Genomic DNA, 17,258 nt, shown 5'->3' with positions numbered 1-17,258 from the left:
AGGGTTCAGTGTGATTCAGGCGTGCCAAGCACTGCGTCGATCAGTTCGATCCAGTGCCGCACTGGCGTTCGCCCGGCACTGGCCAGATGGGTCTGACAGCCGATATTGGCGGTGGCAATCACCTGCGGTTTGCCGCTCTCCAGCGCGTTCATGCGGTTGTCGCGCAGCTGCCGGGCGATGGCTGGCTGGGTGATGGAGTAGGTGCCTGCAGAGCCGCAGCATAGATGACCGTCCGGCACTGTGGTCAGATTGAAGCCTAGACGAGTCAGGACGCGCTCCACTTCGCCGCCGAGTTTTTGCGCGTGTTGCAGCGTACACGGGCAGTGAAACGCCAGGCGCTGATCGGTCTTGATTCCGAGGGTTTCCAGCGGTTCGTCGCGCAGCAGTTCGACCAGATCCTTGGTTCGCGCGCTGATCTGCCCGGCCTTGTCGGCATAGGCTGGATCATGGCGCAGCAGGTGGCCGTAGTCCTTGACGAAGGCTCCGCAACCACTGGCCGTCTGGATCAGGCTTTCAGCACCGCCCTGCAGCGCAGGCCACCATGCATCGATGTTGCGCCGCGCCCGGTCCAGCCCGGTCTCCTGTGCATTGAGGTGGTAATCCACGGCGCCGCAGCAGCCCGCCTGGCTGACTGGAGTGATGCCGATGCCCAGACGATCCAGCACCCGCGCCGTGGCGCTATTGGTGTTGGGCGACAGGCCCGGCTGAACGCAACCTTCCAGCAGCAGCACCTGGCGCGCATGACCGGCGTGCGGGCGAAGCCCGGCAGGATGGATCGCCGCAGGCAGCTTGGTGGCCAGGGCCTGTGGCAGCAACGGCCTGAACTTCAGGCCCATGCCGGTCAGGGATTTGAACAGTCCGGGGTGGGGGATGACCCGACGCAAGCCTTCACGCAGCATGCGTTCCGCGAGTGGCCGTGGCACCAGCGCCTCAACCGCCGCGCGGCCGATGTCCAGCAGGTTGTGGTAATCCACGCCGGACGGGCAAGTGGTCTCGCAATTGCGACAGCTCAGGCAGCGGTCCAGATGCAGACGGGTTTTCTCGGTGACCGGCTGACCTTCGAGGACCTGCTTGATCAGGTAGATCCTGCCACGTGGCCCGTCCAGCTCATCACCCAGCAATTGATAGGTCGGACACGTGGCGTTACAGAAACCGCAATGCACACAACTGCGCAGGATACGTTCGGCTTCTTCGGCGCGCGGCAGGGTTCTGGCGTGTTCACTCAACGTGGTCTGCATATGTCAAAGCTCCGCGTACAGTCGACCGGGGTTGAAAATCCCCTGCGGGTCGAGTCGGGTCTTGAGTGCCTGATGGTAGCGCAGCACAGGTGCGGCCAACGGTTCAAACGGGCTGTCGACGACGCCTTGGCTGTAGCAGGTCGCATGGCCGCCAACCGCCATGGTGATGGCTCGAATGGTCTGTCCGTCAGCGTCCGACTTGAGCCAGCGTTGCGCGCCACCCCAGTCGATCAACTGCTCGCCCGGCAGATCCGGCAGGTGGCTGTCGGCAGGTACACAGAGCCGCCACAGGGGCCGCGGGTCATCGAAGAAGGGCAGGCGGTGCGCATTCAACTGTTGCCAGTACGCGGCATCAAGCAGCTCGCCGCCAAGCCGGTCCCTGGCCGCTGCCACAGAACCTTCACCGCCCTCCAGGCGCAGGCGCAATACGTGGCCATCATGGCTGGCCGCGCTGATCGGTATCGGTTGCTGACCCCACTCGGCGAGGCGCGCCAAGGCCAGCGCGCTGTCCATTTCCAGCGCGATACTGCTGCACAGACGTGGTTTGGGCAGCACCTTGAGCGACACCTCGGTCAGCAGCCCCAGGCAGCCGAAACTGCCTGCCATCAGGCGCGAGACGTCATAGCCTGCAACGTTCTTCATGACTTCCCCGCCGAAACGCAGGTGCTTGCCAAGACCGGTGATGACCCGCGTACCCAGCACGAAATCACGCACCGATCCGCTCCACGGGCGGCGCGGTCCCGAGAGCCCCGCAGCGACCATGCCGCCGAGCGTTGCCGCGCCGAAGTCGGGCGGTTCGCAAGGCAGCATCTGGCCTGCGGCGTCCAGCGTCTGCATCAGCTCGCTCAATGGCGTGCCGGCGCGTGCGGTGATCACCAGTTCTGTCGGGTCATAACTGACGATGCCACGGTGCTCGCGGGTATCGAGCAGTTCGCCAGCGGTTTCACGACCGAGAGAAGCCTTGCTGTTGCCGCCCTGAATGCGTAACGGCGTGTTGTCGCGCAGCGCCTGATTGACCCGCTCGAGCAGTGCCTGGCTGACGTCGTTGTCCATCGTGCTCATCAGAAGCGCTCCAGGTCGGGGAACGGCAACTGCCCGGCGTGGATGTGCATGGCGCCAAATTCCGCGCAACGATGCAGGGTCGGGATGTTCTTGCCGGGGTTGAGCAGGCCACTGGCGTCGAATGCCGCCTTGATGGCATGGAAGAAGGTCAGCTCGTCGCTATTGAACTGGGCGCACATCTGATTGATCTTCTCGCGACCGACACCGTGCTCGCCGGTGATACTGCCGCCGACCTTGACGCATAGCTCGAGGATTTTGCCGCCCAGTGCCTCGGCGCGCTCCAGCTCACCCGGTTGATTGGCATCGAACAGGATCAGCGGATGCATGTTGCCATCGCCCGCATGAAACACGTTGGCGACGCGCAAGCCGTATTGCTCAGATAGCTCCCTGATGCTGCGCAAGACGCCCGGCAACTCACGGCGCGGGATGGTCCCGTCCATGCAGTAGTAATCCGGCGACAGGCGACCCACGGCCGGGAAAGCGTTCTTGCGCCCGGCCCAGAAGCGGACCCGTTCGGCCTCGTCTTTGGCCTGGCGCACTTCGGTCGCGCCTGCCAGTGTCAACACCTCGCTGACCCGTTCGCAGTCGGCATGTACATCGGCTTCGACGCCGTCCAGTTCGCAGAGCAGGATGGCTTCGGCATCGACCGGGTAGCCTGCGTGAATGAAATCCTCGGCGGCACGAATCGCCAGATTGTCCATCATCTCCAGCCCGCCGGGGATGATGCCCGCGGCGATGATATCGGCAACCGCGCGTCCGGCCTTTTCCACGGAATCGAACGCCGCCAGCAGCACCTTGGCCACCTGCGGTCTGGGCAACAGCTTGACCGTGACTTCGGTAATGACGCCGAGCATGCCTTCGGAGCCGGTGAACAGTGCCAGCAGGTCGAAGCCCGGTGAATCAAGCGTGTTGCTGCCCAGTGTCATCGGCTCGCCTTCCACCGTCAGGATCTTGACCTTGAGCAGGTTGTGCACGGTCAGCCCGTATTTGAGGCAATGCACGCCGCCGGCATTTTCCGCCACATTGCCGCCGATGGAGCAGGCGATTTGCGAGGACGGGTCGGGCGCGTAATACAGGCCGTGGGGCGCTGCCGCCTGGGAAATGGCCAGGTTGCGCACGCCGGGCTGAACCCGCGCAAGGCGCGCGGAAGGGTCGATATCGAGGATCTGGTTGAAACGCGCCATGACCAGCAGCACGCCTTTTTCCAGTGGCAACGCGCCCCCCGACAGCCCGGTGCCGGCCCCGCGAGCGACCACCGGTACGCGACGTGCGTGGCACAGCCTGAGCAGCGTCTGTACTTCTTCCACATGTCGCGGCAGTGCCACCAGCATCGGTGTGGTGCGATAGGCCGACAACCCGTCGCACTCGTAAGGCCGCAGCTCTTCGGGGCGATGCAGGATGTCCAGGTCGGGCAACTGCTGTTGCAGCGCCTGCAACAGCTGCTGCTTGTCGACGGCGGGCAGCACGCCGTCGATGCGTTCGTCGTACAGAATGTTCATCAAGCCACCCTGGGTTGTTTTTGTCGGGTTAATGCATCCTAGCTCATTCGCTGCGAGGCTTGAGTTGACAGCGTAGTGCGGATCACGCAATTTACGCATTACGTAATAGGTTTACGAAAATAAAAAACACCGCATCCATGCGAATATTTACCTGCTATCCCGGTTGTACGCAGCGCATCGTTACCACGTCGACCTGACTGCGTGTGCGCGTATCAGCGGGTCGAGCACCTGGCCCTGCAGCCCCCGGCCTTTTACCAGGCACACCCTGATGCACAATCGGACAAGCCGGAGTAGGCTGCCCTCATGAAGATTCTTGGTCTGCAACTGATATTCGGTGATTTTCTCGCACGCAGCGTGCGAGGGATTCCGTGTGCGCCGCCCGCAGGACAGTGATTGCCAGGGTACCCACTCTCACTTTCCTGCAAGGAGCCAGTCATGGCTGATCTTTACGAAAATCCAATGGGCCTGATGGGCTTTGAATTCATCGAGTTCGCCTCACCGACGCCCAACAGCCTTGAGCCTGTGTTTCAGATGATGGGCTTCACCAAAGTCGCAACGCACCGCTCCAAGGACGTGTCCCTGTTTCGTCAGGGCGCGATCAACCTGATCCTCAACAACGAGCCGCACAGCCTGGCATCGTACTTTGCCGCCGAGCATGGTCCTTCGGTATGCGGTATGGCGTTCCGCGTGAAGGATGCGCAGAAGGCCTATAACCGGGCACTGGAACTGGGTGCACAACCGCTGGAAATCGCGACAGGACCCATGGAGTTGCGCCTGCCCGCGATCAAGGGCATCGGTGGCGCGCCGTTGTACCTGATCGATCGCTTCGGCGAGGGCACGTCGATCTACGACATCGATTTCAACTTCATCGAAGGCGTTGACCGCCATCCGGTCGGTGCCGGTCTGAAATTCATCGATCACCTGACCCACAACGTGTACCGCGGACGCATGGCGTATTGGGCCGGTTTCTATGAAAAGCTGTTCAATTTCCGCGAGCTGCGTTACTTCGACATCAAGGGCGAATACACCGGCCTGACCTCCAAAGCCATGACCGCCCCGGACGGCATGATCCGCATTCCGCTGAACGAAGAGTCGTCCAAGGGCGCGGGGCAGATTGAAGAGTTCCTGATGCAGTTCAATGGCGAAGGCATTCAGCACGTGGCGTTCTTTACCGATGACCTGATCAAGACCTGGGACGCGCTGAAAGCAACCGGCATGCGCTTCATGACCGCGCCGCCGGATACCTACTACGAGATGCTGCAAGGCCGCCTGCCTGATCACGGTGAGCCGGAAGCCGAGCTCAAGTCACGCGGTATTCTGCTCGATGGTTCTTCCGAAGGCGGCGAGCGTCGTTTGCTGTTGCAGATATTCTCCGCAACGCTGATGGGCCCGGTGTTTTTCGAATTCATTCAGCGCAAGGGCGATGACGGGTTTGGCGAAGGCAACTTCAAGGCGTTGTTCGAATCCATCGAACGCGACCAGATCCAGCGCGGTGTACTGACGCCGGACTGAGCGATCACCAGAAGCATCCGCCTTGCGCGATCAGACGAGCCTGCCCAGGCTCGTTCTGAGTCATTTGTGCTTGAGCACTTCAGCTTGCCGGTTGTAACGCGAGATATAGCGCTCGGTGAATTCATGCGCCGGCATGGGGCGACCGTACAGATAGCCTTGGCCTTCGTCGCACACATAATGGCGCATCAGACTTTCCTGCTCACGGGTTTCTATGCCTTCTGCCGTGACTTGAAGATTGAAGCCGTTCGCCAGCCTGATAACGGCCTCGATGATGACTTCGTCTTTTTTGCTGCGATCCACGCCACTCACGAATGAGCGGTCAATCTTCAGCCGTGTCACCGGATAGTCTTTCAGCAGGCTCAGAGACGCATAGCCGGTACCGAAATCATCGAATGCAATGCCCACTCCCAATGAGCGAAGGTGGCGCAGCGGTTCCATAATGCGCTGTTCGTTTCGCAGGATGATGTTTTCCGTGATCTCCAGTTCGAGCGAGTGTGCCGGCAAAGAAAAGTCTTCAAGCGCACTTTCAACCATTTCGGCAAAGTCACGCATGCGAAACTGCGCGGCGAACAGGTTGACGCCGATGCGGAATTCTTCACAGCCGGTATTTCGCCATTGCGCTGCCTGCTCACAGGCTGAACGCAGGATCCATTCGCCCACCGGCACCGCAAGCAGACCCGCTTCCAGTGCAGGTAGAAAAACCGCCGGGGACACCACACCCAGTGTCGGATGGTTCCAGCGTATAAGGGCCTCGGCTCCGGTGATACGACCATCCGCAAGTCGTACCTGGGGTTGGTAATAAAGCTCAAACTCTTTGTTGGCCCATGCCTGACGCATCGATGAGCTGAGCGCGCCTCGTCGTGAAGCGGTCTGTCGATGCTCGGAGGTGAAGGTGCGAACAAGGGAGCGTCCGTCAGACTTGGCCTGGTAGAGCGCCAGGTCCGCATTACCGAGCATTTGCTCCTCGTCGTAGTCGGAGCCACACCTTACGGAGACGCCAATGCTGGCGCCGATGTAGACCGAATTGTCTTCAAACTCTATCGGTTCCTCGATGACCGCGATAAGCGCCAGGCCCAGCTTGATCGCCTTGTCAGGGTCTGCCGTGTCGGACAGGAACACGACAAACTCATCGCCGCCCAGACGCGAGACCATATGGCAGGCCGGTACGTGTTCGCGAAGACGGTGAGAGGTCACCTTGAGCACAAAATCACCTGCAGCGTGGCCCAACGTGTCATTGACGTCCTTGAAGCCGTCCAGATCGATCAACAGGATGGCTGCTGACAGCTGCGCATCGCACGCCTCCTTGATCCGCCTCTTGAGTGTCGATCGATTGGCAAGCCCGGTCAGGTGATCGTATTCGGCCGCATGCTTGAGTAATTTGTCCGCCTCGACACGCTGGGTGATGTCCCGAATGATCGCTCCGAATTGTGGCTCGCCGGCATATGTCCATTGTGAGAGCGAGAGCTCTATGGGGAGGGTATGACCGTCGCGATGGATGGCCGTCAGGTTGATGGATTTTCCGATAATGGAGGCCGGGCCGCCTGCAGCCACCCTCGATAAACCTGCATGATGCCTGGAGCGCATTTCGGGCGGAATAATGATGTCGAGAGGCTTTCCCATGGCGTCCTCGGATCGATGCCCGAAAATGAGTTCGGCCGAGTTGTTCCATGAGATGATCCGGTTTTTGCTGTCCGAGCAGATGATCGCGTCGGGTGAAGTCGAGGTGATATTCATGAAGCGGGCGTGGCTGTCTTCATTCTCGAGCTCGAGTCGACGCAACTCCATTCTCTCGATGACCATGACCGCCAGGTCCTGAAGAACCCGCTGATCTCGCTCCGAGAAGGTTTCTCGAGGTTTATTGTCGATCAGGCACAGGCTGCCCAGCACATGACCGCTGGCGGTTATCAGCGGCGCCCCGGCATAAAAGCGAATATAGGGAGCGCCAATCACCAGCGCGTTTGAGCTGAACCTCTCATCCTGCAATGCATCAGGCACCAGAAAAACGTTACGGCCCATGAGCGCAAAATTGCAGAATGAGACGTCGCGGCCCGTTTCGCAGACATCGAGGCCAACACGCGCCTTGAAGAATTGCCGGTCGCGATGAACCAGAGAAATCAAAACAATGGGCACGTCGAAAATCCGCGATGCCATTTGCACGATCTGATCGTATTCGTGCTCAGATGGGGTATCCATCAACGAAAAGGCATTCAGGATTCGAATACGTTCTTCGTCATCATCGCCGACTGGGTAACTATTCATTTGAGGCCATCGCTATAAGCTGATCGCACCTGAAACACGAAGCGATCGATAAGCAACGCCGCTATGTCGGCACCGGTGAAGGCACTCTGACAGCATGCGCTTGCGCCACGCCGGAAAAGCAACGTTCGATACATTGGCATTGGAGCACCTCTCACAGTAGCGTATCGGCAGCTGTTTTCGGACAGCTCAGAAGCTGTATCGTCAAAAAACCGGATACCTGTAACAACTTCTTGAGCAACTAGCGTGGCGGGCATCGATACAACTAAGGCCAGTATTACCCTGGCGCAACAAGATGCTCAGGTTCAGTGTCGCAAAGGTACGAAAACTGCATAGAGGGTTTCACTGCCAATTTGATGACAATCCTATGAAGCCGCTTTCCTTTATTCCGACGAGGCTTACCCCCTCGGCGCTCAGCAAAGCTTTGATCGGCTTCATTGCCCTGGTTTGTCTATCGTTGATCCTGGCCACCGCCTGGCAGATGAACCAATCCAAGCTCGAGCGCGTCGCCACGGCGAGGATTGCGGTGTCCAATATCGTGCTTGCTGCCGAACAGCAGGCTCAGGACACCCTGCAGCAGGCTGACAATACGCTGCGTGACCTTGCCGAGCGTGTTGAGCAGGATGGCGCCGCAGGCGAGCAGCAAAGCCGCTTGACCAGACTGATGGCTCAAGACCTGGTGAACGTCAAAGGGCTACAAGGGCTGTTCATCTACGATGCTCAAGGCAACTGGGTCGCCAATTCCTTTGCCAAGGGCGTGCAGACCCGCAACAACGAAGACCGTGCTTACTTCATCTACCACCGCGACAACCCTGACCCGTCCATTCATGTAGGGTCCATTGTAGAGAGCCGCAATACGGGGGACATGGTCATCCCGGTCAGTCGACGTATCAATGCGGCGGATGGCAGTTTTGCAGGCGTTGCCCTGGCCACCGTGCCGGTGGCTTATTTCCAGGCGTTTTTCCAGCGTATGGATGTAGACGACAAGGGCGTGATCTTTCTCGCTCTGAACAATGGCGACCTGCTCGCACGGCGGCCCACCTTAACCGCACTGATGACCACCAATGTGGCCAAGGGCGATATCTTCACTCGCTATCTGCCGTACAGCGACAGCGGCACCGCGGTGATCAACTCCGTGGTGGATGGGGTGGAAAGGATCTACGCCTATCGGCGCGTGTCCGGGTTGCCCATCGTCGCCGCTGCCGGCATCTCCTGCCAGCATGTGCTCGCGCCCTGGTGGGCCTATGCACAGCGGTCCATGACCATCACCGGCATCATTATCCTGGCGCTGGTTTTTCTGGGCGTCCTGCTGTACCGGCAAATCCAGCAGTTGATCACGGCGGAGGGTGAACTGAACATCGCCAGGAACGACCTGGAGATCATCGCTCACACGGACAGCCTGACGCACCTGGCCAATCGACGCTGCTTCGATGCGGCCTTGCAGCAGGAGTGGGGGCGGGCAAGCCGGAGTCATGCAACCATCGCGATCATTTTGCTGGATATCGACTGGTTCAAACAATACAACGACACCTACGGTCATCTGCAGGGTGACGACTGCCTGAGGCAAGTGGCGGGGCTGATTGGCGACAGTCTTGACCGGTCCGGGGATATGGCAGCACGTTATGGCGGTGAAGAGTTTGTCATTTTGTTGCCTGAAACCGACCTGGCAGGCGCGCTGAGGCTCGCGGAAAAAATCAGATCATCCATTGAAGCCAGTTGTATAGAGCACTCGTCCAGCCCGCTGGGCAGGCTGAGCATCAGCTCGGGCGTGGTGGCGGTCAACGCGGCAGAGAAGAATCGGCATACCGCTGCGCTGGAGGAAGCGGATCGACTCCTTTACCTGGCCAAGACCAAAGGGCGTGACCGCGTCGAAGGTCGCTTGATTCAAGGGTGGCAAGCAGACAGCCATTTTGCCAGGGTATCCACCGCTTCCACTCGATAGTCGAGCGTCATGGATAGGTAACTGCGCAGGGTTGCTGTCAACATGTTCGGCATACCAACGTACGTCGCGGCGGGCGCAACGTCAGTCTGACGGACGGCTACCGCCCATGCGCTCGCTGATGGCCTGCGCCGTTTGCAAAAGCCGTCTGGCCGCCAGACTCTGGGTCTCGTCGTTCAACACCGATCCCGGCCCGACCACGGTGATCACGCCCACCAGCTTGTCACCCATGGCGAACAGCGGTGACGAGGCGGCGTTGATACCCGGCATCAGCAAGCCCTGAATCTGGTGCACGCCGGTGGTACGAATCTGCTCGACATGCTGCTCGGCCTCACGCAGCTGGATGGCGCTCAGCAACGGCACTTCCTGCTCGCGAAGCGCAGCGGTTTCGCGCCCGTTCAGAAAGCTGTCGAACACCAAACCGGTGGACGAGCCAAGCAGCGGCAGCACCGAGCCGATCTGCGTGACCAGCGTCACCGCACCCATCGAGGGCTCGACGTACACCACGGTCGGCCCCTTGTTGCCCCATACCGCCAGAAAGCAGGTCTGATTCAACTCGTCGCGCAAGCTGGCCAGCCAGGGTGCCGAGACCTTGAGGACATCCAGCTTGCCGAGCGAGGCCAGCCCGACCTGCAACGCCTCGCGCCCCAGCCCGTAGTGATTGTTGACGGCATCCTGTTCGGCAAAGCCACTGGCAATCAGCGCCTGCAGATAACGATGGACCTTGCTGGCGGGCATGCCCAGGTGTTCGGCCAGTCTCGACAGGGACGTGGCAGGGGAGAGTTCAGCGAGCGCCTTGAGCACGCCCAGCCCGACTTCGGCGGCCTGGACCTTCTGCTGGCGTCCGCCTGCGGGGCTTTCGGTTTGCTGGGTCATGGGGTGCTGTGCGCCGATCGGGAAAGGCAGCTTTATAGCTTGACCGGCTGGCAAACTCAAATTACGTTATGCGTAATCGCTTTACGTAGAATAATGTTTCGTCCTGTCTCTGCCCGACCCTATGACAACAAGAGGTCCAGATGGCTATCCACTCCAGTTCCGACGCATCGGTTTATCAGTCGGGCTTTGGCAACCAGTTCAGCAGCGAGGCGCTGCCCGGCGCGCTGCCCGTTGGCCAGAATTCGCCGCAGAAGCATCCACTGCGTCTGTATGCCGAGCAGTTCTCGGGCACCGCTTTTACGGTCGCGCGCAGCGAAGCCCGACGTACCTGGCTGTATCGGATCAAGCCATCGGCAGCCCATCCGCGTTATCAGCGCATGGATCGGCAGATCGCCGGTCAGGAGCAGGGGCCGATCAACCCCAATCGGTTGCGTTGGAATGCCTTCGACATCCCGGCGGCACCGACCGATTTCATCGACGGTCTCATCCCCCTCGCCAGCACCTCGGCGGCGGAGCAGGGCGAGGGTGTCAGCGTTTACCTGTACACCGCCAACACCTCTATGCAGCGAGCGTTCTTTAGTGCGGATGGCGAATGGCTGGTGGTGCCCCAGCAGGGCCGACTCAGAATCGTCACCGAACTGGGCCTGCTGGATATCGAACCTCTGGAAATCGCTGTCTTGCCGCGAGGTTTGAAGTTCAGCGTGCACCTGCTCGACAGCAGCGCCCGCGGTTATCTCTGCGAGAATCACGGTTGCGCCTTGCGCCTCCCGGAACTGGGCCCGATCGGCAGCAACGGGCTGGCCAACTCACGTGATTTTCTGACCCCGGTCGCCTGCTTTGAAGACAGTAGCCAGCCGATGCAACTGGTGCAGAAGTTCCTCGGTGAACTGTGGTCGACGCAACTGGAGCACTCACCCTTTGACGTGGTGGGCTGGCACGGCAACAACGTTCCGTACAAGTACGACCTGCGGCGTTTCAACACCCTCGGTACGGTCAGCTACGATCACCCGGACCCGTCGATTTTCACCGTGCTGACCTCTCCGGGGGCTATTCACGGCCAAGCCAACATCGATTTCGTGATCTTTCCGCCGCGCTGGATGGTGGCTGAAAACACCTTCCGCCCGCCGTGGTTCCACCGCAACCTGATGAACGAATTCATGGGCCTGATCGACGGCGCGTACGATGCCAAGGCCGAAGGCTTCATGCCCGGAGGCGCTTCGCTGCACAACTGCATGAGTGCGCACGGCCCTGATAATGTCACCGCCGAAAAGGCCATTGTCGCCGAACTGAAACCGCACAGGATCGACAACACCATGGCCTTCATGTTCGAGACCGGCAAGGTCTTGCGCCCCAGTCGTCATGCGCTCGACTGCCCGCAACTGCAAGCCGATTACGATGCCTGCTGGAAGGACATGGCCAGAACGTTCACCAGGGAGCCACGCTGATGAATACCGCGCTCAATCGTCGCAGCTGGGTCGAATCTGCCAACGGGCATGCCGATTTCCCCCTGCAGAACCTGCCGTTGGGCGTGTTCAGCCATGGCCAGGCCGCTCCGCGTGGTGGGGTGGCCATCGGCGACAGGATTTTCGATCTGCGCGTGGCAACAGAGTCCGGGGTGTTTCAGGGGCAGGCCGCCGACGTGGCCGAGGTTGCCAGCCGCGACCAGCTCAATGATTTCCTTGCGCTGGGTGCCGCTGCCCGACGGGTGTTGCGCGCCGCCTTGTTGCAGTTGCTCGATGAAGACAGTCCACAGCGCGACAGGCTGCAGGGCATTGCCGGTTTGTTGCTGCCGATGAGTGAGTGCACGTTGCACATGCCGGCTCGGGTGGGTGATTACTCGGACTTTTACGTCGGTATTCATCATGCACTGAATGTCGGCAAGCTGTTCCGCCCGGACAACCCGCTGCTGCCCAACTACAAATACGTGCCGATCGGCTATCACGGCAGAGCGTCGACCTTGTGCCCCTCCGGTACGACGGTGCGCCGGCCCAGCGGGCAAACCCTGGTGCCAGGCCAGGAGGTTCCCGCTTTCGGTCCCTGCCAGCGCCTCGATTACGAACTGGAACTGGGGGTCTGGATCGGGCCGGGGAATGCCCAGGGCGAGGCCATCGGGATCGATCGGGCCGCCGAGCACATCGCCGGGTTATGCCTGCTCAACGACTGGTCGGCGCGTGACATACAGGCGTGGGAATACCAGCCGTTAGGGCCGTTTCTGTCCAAGAGCTTTGCCACGACGATCTCGCCCTGGGTGGTAACCGCCGAAGCCCTTGAGCCGTTTCGTCGTGCCCAACCGCCGCGTCCGGAAGGCGATCCGCAACCGTTGGCGTATCTGCTGGATGACCACGATCAGCAGGGCGGGGCGCTGGATATCGAGCTGGAAGTGTTGCTGCTGACGGCACAGATGAAAGCCGACGGGCTGGCGCCTCACCGACTGGGTCTGAGCAACTCGCTGAACATGTACTGGACAGTGGCGCAGATGGTTGCGCATCACAGCGTCAACGGCTGCAAGTTGCAGCCGGGCGACCTGCTTGGCACCGGTACGTTGTCCGGCCCCGAGGAAGGTCAGTACGGCAGCCTGCTGGAGATGACCGCAGGCGGCAAACAATCGGTGAGCTTGCCCAATGGTGAAGAGCGAATGTTCCTGCAGCGGGGCGACGAGGTGATTCTGCGTGCCCGCTGTCATCGCCAAGGGCACGTCTCGATTGGCTTTGGCGAATGCCGGGGCGTTGTGCTCGACTGAAAATACCGTGGCCGATTGCTTAAGCGTCAGCGGGTTATTTCGTACCAGCCGAGAAACATGTCCAGCGTCGACTCGACCACCGTGTGCTGCTCCTCGGGGGTAAGCAATGCCGCACTGAACGTTACCTGCGGCCAGAACGCGAACGACTTGAGCAGCGCATGCATTTGCGTCGCGGCAAAGGCCGGGTCGACCGGTTTCAGACGGCCGTCCTTCTGCGCGGCGCGAATCCAGGCGCTGAAGGTTTCTTCTCGTTCATTGATCCGCGCCATCCACACCTGCGCCCGCTCGGGCGAGTGAATGGTCGCGCCAACCACCACGCGGGCCAGGTCGAGGAAGTGGCTGTTGGTCAGGTTGCGCATCTTGCCCCACAGCAATTCCCGCAACTGCTCGCGCAAGCCGATCTGCGGATGAAAAACTACTTCGGCCTGCGGCGGCGCGCAGCTCCAGAGGCGCTGCAGCATCTCGGCGAACAGTTCTTCCTTGCTGGGGAAGTGGTTATAGACCGTACGTTTGGAAACCTCGGCCCGCGCGGCGATCCGGTCCATGCTGGTGATCTCGAAGCCACGATCGCCGAATTCGGCAATAGCCGCCTGGACGATGGATTCGCGTTTCTGATCGGTGAGGCGCATGGGTTCGGTCATAGGTTCGCTTCAAACGTGCGTTTAGAGAAAATTACACTCAGCAGTTTACTTGTCGCCAAGGATCATGCAAGCTTAAAACTACACCGTGTAGTGTAAAACACTGTTACATATTTTCCCTCGGACATCCTGCGACAGGATCACGTACGAAGTATGCACGGCTGGAGCCTCAACCTGCCCCCAGGAGTCAGCGAACCATGGCCTCGACGCATCAGAAAAAGGACTCTTCTTCACTGCCTGTCTTGTCCCGTCACGAAGGGCGATACCGCAATCACGCCACCATGAAGCCATCGAGCCTGCTGCGCACGCTCGGTATTTTCTGGGATCAGGTGTTCAACAAGCCCAAGGACACACGCCCGGCAGGCGACATCCCTGTGCAGCCGCTGTCGCGTCAGCAATTGCTGGCTGCACCGAACAACACGGTGTACCGCCTGGGGCATTCGACCGTTCTGCTCAAACTGCGCGACCAGTTCTGGCTGACCGACCCCGTGTTTGCCGAGCGTGCCTCACCCGTGCAGTGGGCGGGCCCGCAGCGCTTTCATCAGCCGCCAATCAGCCTCGAAGAGTTGCCGCCGATCAAGGCGGTGATCCTTTCGCACAACCATTACGACCACCTCGATCGCATGGCCATCAAGGCGCTGACCGAAAAGACCGAGCACTTTCTGGCGCCGCTTGGCGTGGGCGATACGTTGATCGAGTGGGGCGTGCCTGCGCACAAGGTGCGTCAGCTGGACTGGTGGCAGTCCACCGAAGTGGCGGGCATCGAGTTCGTCGCCACACCTTCACAGCATTTCTCCGGGCGTACGCTGCTCGACAGCAACCGCACCTTGTGGGCGTCCTGGGTGATGATCGATGGCGATCAGCGGATCTTCTTCAGTGGCGACAGCGGTTACTTCGATGGCTTCAAAACCATCGGCGAGCAATACGGACCCTTTGACCTGACCTTGATGGAAACCGGCGCCTACAACGTCGAGTGGCCCGATGTGCACATGCAGCCCGAGCAGACGCTGCAGGCGCACCTGGACTTGCGCGGTCGCTGGTTGCTGCCGATCCACAACGGCACCTTCGACCTGTCGATGCATGCCTGGCACGAGCCGTTCGATCGCATTCTGGCCCTGGCGTGGGAGCAGAATGTCTCGATCACTACGCCGATGATGGGCCAGCCGTTCTATGTGCAATACCCGTGTCGCGGTCTGACCTGGTGGTTGGGCGTGGATGAGGTGGTCGAGTCCGAAACCGAACAGGCAGACGGCGCAGAATCCCACAGCTGCCGTCGGCAGAATGCCTGATGATTGCCTGAGCGTGGAAGGCAGACACTCCGCTAGCTGCAGACGATCTCCAGAACGCCCTCAAGGGTAGTCAGACCAGACAAGCGGCATGATGGATGGCAACTGTATTCTCTCCGATGCAGGCATGATGGTAGCGAGCGGAGGGGCGTAGTGATTGCATTTTGATGCTATCTTGTGCGCGTTGACCTGACCGCCCGGTCACAGCGCCAGCGAGATACCTTGATGCTTAACAGTAATGCCCTGAGAAAGCTGGACATGCAGGACCTGATGGTCTTTGTCTCGGTGTATGAGCAGCGCAACCTGACCCTGGTCGCAGAAGCGTTGCATGTCAGCCAGTCGACGGTCAGTTACTGCCTGAAAAAGCTGCGTGCGAACTTTGAGGACGATCTGTTCATCTGCACCCGCAACGGTATGCGTCCGACCCGCAAGGCGTTGGCCATGCACGATCATGTGCAGCAGATTCTTCGCTCGGTCAATCTGTGTCATGACGGTCTCGATCTGTTCGACCCGACTCGCACACAAACGACCTTCACGGTCTGCGCGCCGGAGTATTTCGAGCTGCTGGTATTGCCGCATTTGATGCGTGACTTCGCTGCCGCCGGTTTCTCGGTGACGGTCAATGTGCAAAAACTTGAGCAGCAGTTGCCTGCGGAGCAATTGAACGATGGCCTGTTTGACCTCGCCCTTTGCTTCGGGCCTGGCTTTCACCGAGTCCCGCACAGTCTGATTTCGCAGGTGCTGATGGAGGATGATCTGGTTTGCGTCATGGACTCCAGGTTCGCGCCGCTCAGCGCCCTGATCGACCTGCAAACTTTTATCCAGCACCGTCATGTCTACCCGACGCCGTGGACGTCCGACACCAACATGGTGGATGGCTGGCTGCAGCGCCAGGGGCTGGAGCGCAACATCGTCGCGCGGGCCAACAGCTACCGGGCGGCCTTGCAATTGCTGGAAGGCACCGATTTCATGCTGGTGCTGCCACGCCGTATTCAGACGCTGCTGGGTAATGAAGTGTGGATTTCCGTACTCGAATTGCCGCCTGACCTGCCTGGCTTCAGCCTGGACATGCTGTGGAGTGCCCAGGCGGATCGGGACGAAGCCAGTGGCTGGCTGCGTGAACAAGTCGTTAAGGTGTGTGCCGAACGCGGCTTGCTCTGACGCAGTGTCAGTTGCCTGACTTGTCTTTCTGCGGGTCGGGGGAGGTGGCAGGTCGGGCCTGTTCACCCTGCTGATTGAGCTGTTTGTTCTTCTCGCCCACTTTGCCTGCGTTTTCCGGCTTGTGATCGAGGTCTTCGCGTTTGGATTCATCAGCCATGACCGTATTCCTTATTGTCGGGGGTGTGGTTATTGGTCAATGTGGCGGGTGCAAGATTCGATTTAAATGACGCGCGGTCCGTTGCCCGATACTGACAGCGTCGGACGCCGAACCGCGCAGATCGATCAGCTCAGCAGAGTGATCAGGTCTTTGGCTGCCTGCGCAGAGCTGGCCGGGTTCTGGCCAGTCACCAGCTTGCCGTCGGTCAGCACGTACACGCCCCAGTCCTCGCCCTTGGAATAGTCGCCGCCCAGTTGCTTGAGCGTCTCTTCGACCAGAAAAGGTACGACCTTGGTCAGGCCGACCGCTTCTTCTTCACTGTTGGTGAAGCCTGTGACGCGACGACCTTTGACCAGTGGCTGGCCGTCCGGCGCTTTTACGTCACGCAATACGCCAGGTGCGTGGCAGACCATCCCGTGTGGCTTGTCTGCCTTGGCAAAGGCCTCGATCAGCGCGATGGAGTCCTTGTCTTCAGCCAGGTCCCACAGCGGGCCGTGACCGCCCGGGTAGAACACGGCGTCGAAATCGGCAGCATTGACGTCAGCCAGGCGGCCTGTGCTGGCGAGCGCTTTCTGCGCATCAGCATCGTTGGAGAAGCGCTTGGTGTCTTCGGTCTGAGCGTCTGGCTCATCGCTTTTCGGATCCAGCGGTGGTTGACCGCCTTTCGGAGAAACCAGGGTAACGTCGGCACCGGCCTCTTTGAACGCGTAATACGGCGCGACGAACTCTTCGAGCCAGAAACCGGTTTTCTTGCCGGTGTCGCCCAGTTGGTCATGGGATGTCAAAACCATCAGGATTTTCATGTGCGTGCTCGTCTTCGAGGGGTTGAGAGGGTGTAGACAGGCGAAAACCTCAAGTGTTGTGAGAATTTTTTACCTCCGGAACGAGCAGGGC

General features: G+C 60.1%; 14 protein-coding genes and 1 pseudogene. 7 read left to right on the top strand and 8 right to left on the bottom strand.

What is annotated here, in order from left to right:
- Nucleotides 1-5: 5 nt before the first annotated feature.
- From glcF to glcD, 3 genes are read right to left on the bottom strand one after another with little or no spacing between them, the layout of a single operon-like run.
- Entirely contained in the window at nucleotides 6-1,238 is a 1,233-nt protein-coding gene (gene glcF / locus GE543_RS18350) for a glycolate oxidase subunit GlcF (RefSeq protein ID WP_153222073.1), read from the bottom strand.
- A 3-nt stretch (nucleotides 1,239-1,241) separates the two neighbouring features.
- Complete coding sequence (gene glcE, locus GE543_RS18345; protein WP_153222072.1) at nucleotides 1,242-2,300, bottom strand: glycolate oxidase subunit GlcE; 1,059 nt, start codon at nucleotides 2,298-2,300, stop codon at nucleotides 1,242-1,244.
- A complete protein-coding gene (glcD, locus tag GE543_RS18340; protein ID WP_153222071.1) occupies nucleotides 2,300-3,799 on the bottom strand; it encodes a glycolate oxidase subunit GlcD in 1,500 nt (499 codons plus the stop codon). Before glcD ends, glcE begins: the two co-directional genes overlap by 1 nt.
- Before the next feature lie 139 nt (nucleotides 3,800-3,938).
- Between glcD and GE543_RS27485 the strand changes: the two are divergent.
- A pseudogene (locus tag GE543_RS27485) lies at nucleotides 3,939-4,093 on the top strand (maleylacetoacetate isomerase); the annotation flags it as partial.
- 141 nt (nucleotides 4,094-4,234) lie between these two features.
- On the top strand, nucleotides 4,235-5,311 hold the full coding sequence (gene hppD / locus GE543_RS18335) for a 4-hydroxyphenylpyruvate dioxygenase (RefSeq protein WP_003370421.1): 1,077 nt from the start codon (nucleotides 4,235-4,237) through the stop codon (nucleotides 5,309-5,311).
- Nucleotides 5,312-5,371: 60 nt separating this feature from the next.
- Here the strand turns inward: hppD and GE543_RS18330 are convergent, their stop codons facing one another.
- Nucleotides 5,372-7,570: a bifunctional diguanylate cyclase/phosphodiesterase gene (locus tag GE543_RS18330; RefSeq protein ID WP_153222070.1), complete on the bottom strand. Its 2,199-nt coding sequence runs from the start codon at nucleotides 7,568-7,570 to the stop codon at nucleotides 5,372-5,374.
- Nucleotides 7,571-7,934: 364 nt separating this feature from the next.
- Here GE543_RS18330 and GE543_RS18325 point away from each other — a divergent pair, with 364 nt between their 5' ends.
- Nucleotides 7,935-9,509 (top strand): diguanylate cyclase, encoded by a 1,575-nt coding sequence (locus GE543_RS18325; RefSeq protein ID WP_178118634.1) that lies wholly within the window; start codon nucleotides 7,935-7,937, stop codon nucleotides 9,507-9,509.
- Nucleotides 9,510-9,590: 81 nt separating this feature from the next.
- Here GE543_RS18325 and GE543_RS18320 read toward each other — a convergent pair whose 3' ends face one another.
- Nucleotides 9,591-10,382, bottom strand: coding sequence for an IclR family transcriptional regulator (locus GE543_RS18320; RefSeq protein WP_153222068.1), 792 nt, complete (start codon nucleotides 10,380-10,382; stop codon nucleotides 9,591-9,593).
- A 140-nt stretch (nucleotides 10,383-10,522) separates the two neighbouring features.
- Between GE543_RS18320 and hmgA the strand changes: the two genes are divergently transcribed.
- Together hmgA and fahA are read left to right on the top strand one after the other, a co-directional pair.
- Entirely contained in the window at nucleotides 10,523-11,827 is a 1,305-nt protein-coding gene (gene hmgA / locus GE543_RS18315; RefSeq protein WP_153222067.1) for a homogentisate 1,2-dioxygenase, read from the top strand.
- Nucleotides 11,827-13,122 carry a fumarylacetoacetase gene (fahA, locus tag GE543_RS18310; protein ID WP_153222066.1) on the top strand — a complete coding sequence of 432 codons (1,296 nt, stop codon included), beginning with the start codon at nucleotides 11,827-11,829 and terminating at the stop codon, nucleotides 13,120-13,122. The genes hmgA and fahA overlap by 1 nt, the downstream gene beginning before the upstream one ends.
- A 26-nt stretch (nucleotides 13,123-13,148) precedes the next feature.
- Here fahA and GE543_RS18305 read toward each other — a convergent pair whose 3' ends face one another.
- Nucleotides 13,149-13,763: a TetR/AcrR family transcriptional regulator gene (locus tag GE543_RS18305; protein ID WP_003370440.1), complete on the bottom strand. Its 615-nt coding sequence runs from the start codon at nucleotides 13,761-13,763 to the stop codon at nucleotides 13,149-13,151.
- Nucleotides 13,764-13,957: 194 nt separating this feature from the next.
- Between GE543_RS18305 and GE543_RS18300 the strand changes: the two genes are divergently transcribed.
- Nucleotides 13,958-15,049: an MBL fold metallo-hydrolase gene (locus GE543_RS18300; protein WP_153222065.1), complete on the top strand. Its 1,092-nt coding sequence runs from the start codon at nucleotides 13,958-13,960 to the stop codon at nucleotides 15,047-15,049.
- Nucleotides 15,050-15,271: 222 nt separating this feature from the next.
- A complete protein-coding gene (locus GE543_RS18295; protein ID WP_003412210.1) occupies nucleotides 15,272-16,207 on the top strand; it encodes a LysR family transcriptional regulator in 936 nt (311 codons plus the stop codon).
- Nucleotides 16,208-16,214: 7 nt separating this feature from the next.
- On the opposite strand, the gene GE543_RS18290 is transcribed toward GE543_RS18295, so the two are convergent.
- On the bottom strand, nucleotides 16,215-16,364 hold the full coding sequence (locus GE543_RS18290) for a hypothetical protein (RefSeq protein ID WP_002554136.1): 150 nt from the start codon (nucleotides 16,362-16,364) through the stop codon (nucleotides 16,215-16,217).
- A 125-nt stretch (nucleotides 16,365-16,489) separates the two neighbouring features.
- Entirely contained in the window at nucleotides 16,490-17,167 is a 678-nt protein-coding gene (locus GE543_RS18285; RefSeq protein ID WP_153222064.1) for a type 1 glutamine amidotransferase domain-containing protein, read from the bottom strand.
- Nucleotides 17,168-17,258 lie beyond the last annotated feature (91 nt).

The sequence above is a fragment of the Pseudomonas sp. SZ57 genome (assembly GCF_009495975.1).
In the GTDB taxonomy this organism is placed as follows: domain Bacteria; phylum Pseudomonadota; class Gammaproteobacteria; order Pseudomonadales; family Pseudomonadaceae; genus Aquipseudomonas; species Aquipseudomonas syringae.
This window is presented reverse-complemented; position numbering and strand designations above follow the sequence as displayed.

Excerpts from the sequence above, each read along its gene's own strand:
- glcF (WP_153222073.1), bottom strand. The coding sequence starts at position 1,238 with ATGCAGACCACGTTGAGTGAACACGCCAGAACCCTGCCGCGCGCCGAA.
- glcE (WP_153222072.1), bottom strand. The coding sequence starts at position 2,300 with ATGAGCACGATGGACAACGACGTCAGCCAGGCACTGCTCGAGCGGGTC.
- glcD (WP_153222071.1), bottom strand. The coding sequence starts at position 3,799 with ATGAACATTCTGTACGACGAACGCATCGACGGCGTGCTGCCCGCCGTC.
- hppD (WP_003370421.1), top strand. The coding sequence starts at position 4,235 with ATGGCTGATCTTTACGAAAATCCAATGGGCCTGATGGGCTTTGAATTC.
- GE543_RS18330 (WP_153222070.1), bottom strand. The coding sequence starts at position 7,570 with ATGAATAGTTACCCAGTCGGCGATGATGACGAAGAACGTATTCGAATC.
- GE543_RS18325 (WP_178118634.1), top strand. The coding sequence starts at position 7,935 with ATGAAGCCGCTTTCCTTTATTCCGACGAGGCTTACCCCCTCGGCGCTC.
- GE543_RS18320 (WP_153222068.1), bottom strand. The coding sequence starts at position 10,382 with ATGACCCAGCAAACCGAAAGCCCCGCAGGCGGACGCCAGCAGAAGGTC.
- hmgA (WP_153222067.1), top strand. The coding sequence starts at position 10,523 with ATGGCTATCCACTCCAGTTCCGACGCATCGGTTTATCAGTCGGGCTTT.
- fahA (WP_153222066.1), top strand. The coding sequence starts at position 11,827 with ATGAATACCGCGCTCAATCGTCGCAGCTGGGTCGAATCTGCCAACGGG.
- GE543_RS18305 (WP_003370440.1), bottom strand. The coding sequence starts at position 13,763 with ATGACCGAACCCATGCGCCTCACCGATCAGAAACGCGAATCCATCGTC.
- GE543_RS18300 (WP_153222065.1), top strand. The coding sequence starts at position 13,958 with ATGGCCTCGACGCATCAGAAAAAGGACTCTTCTTCACTGCCTGTCTTG.
- GE543_RS18295 (WP_003412210.1), top strand. The coding sequence starts at position 15,272 with ATGCTTAACAGTAATGCCCTGAGAAAGCTGGACATGCAGGACCTGATG.
- GE543_RS18290 (WP_002554136.1), bottom strand. The coding sequence starts at position 16,364 with ATGGCTGATGAATCCAAACGCGAAGACCTCGATCACAAGCCGGAAAAC.
- GE543_RS18285 (WP_153222064.1), bottom strand. The coding sequence starts at position 17,167 with ATGAAAATCCTGATGGTTTTGACATCCCATGACCAACTGGGCGACACC.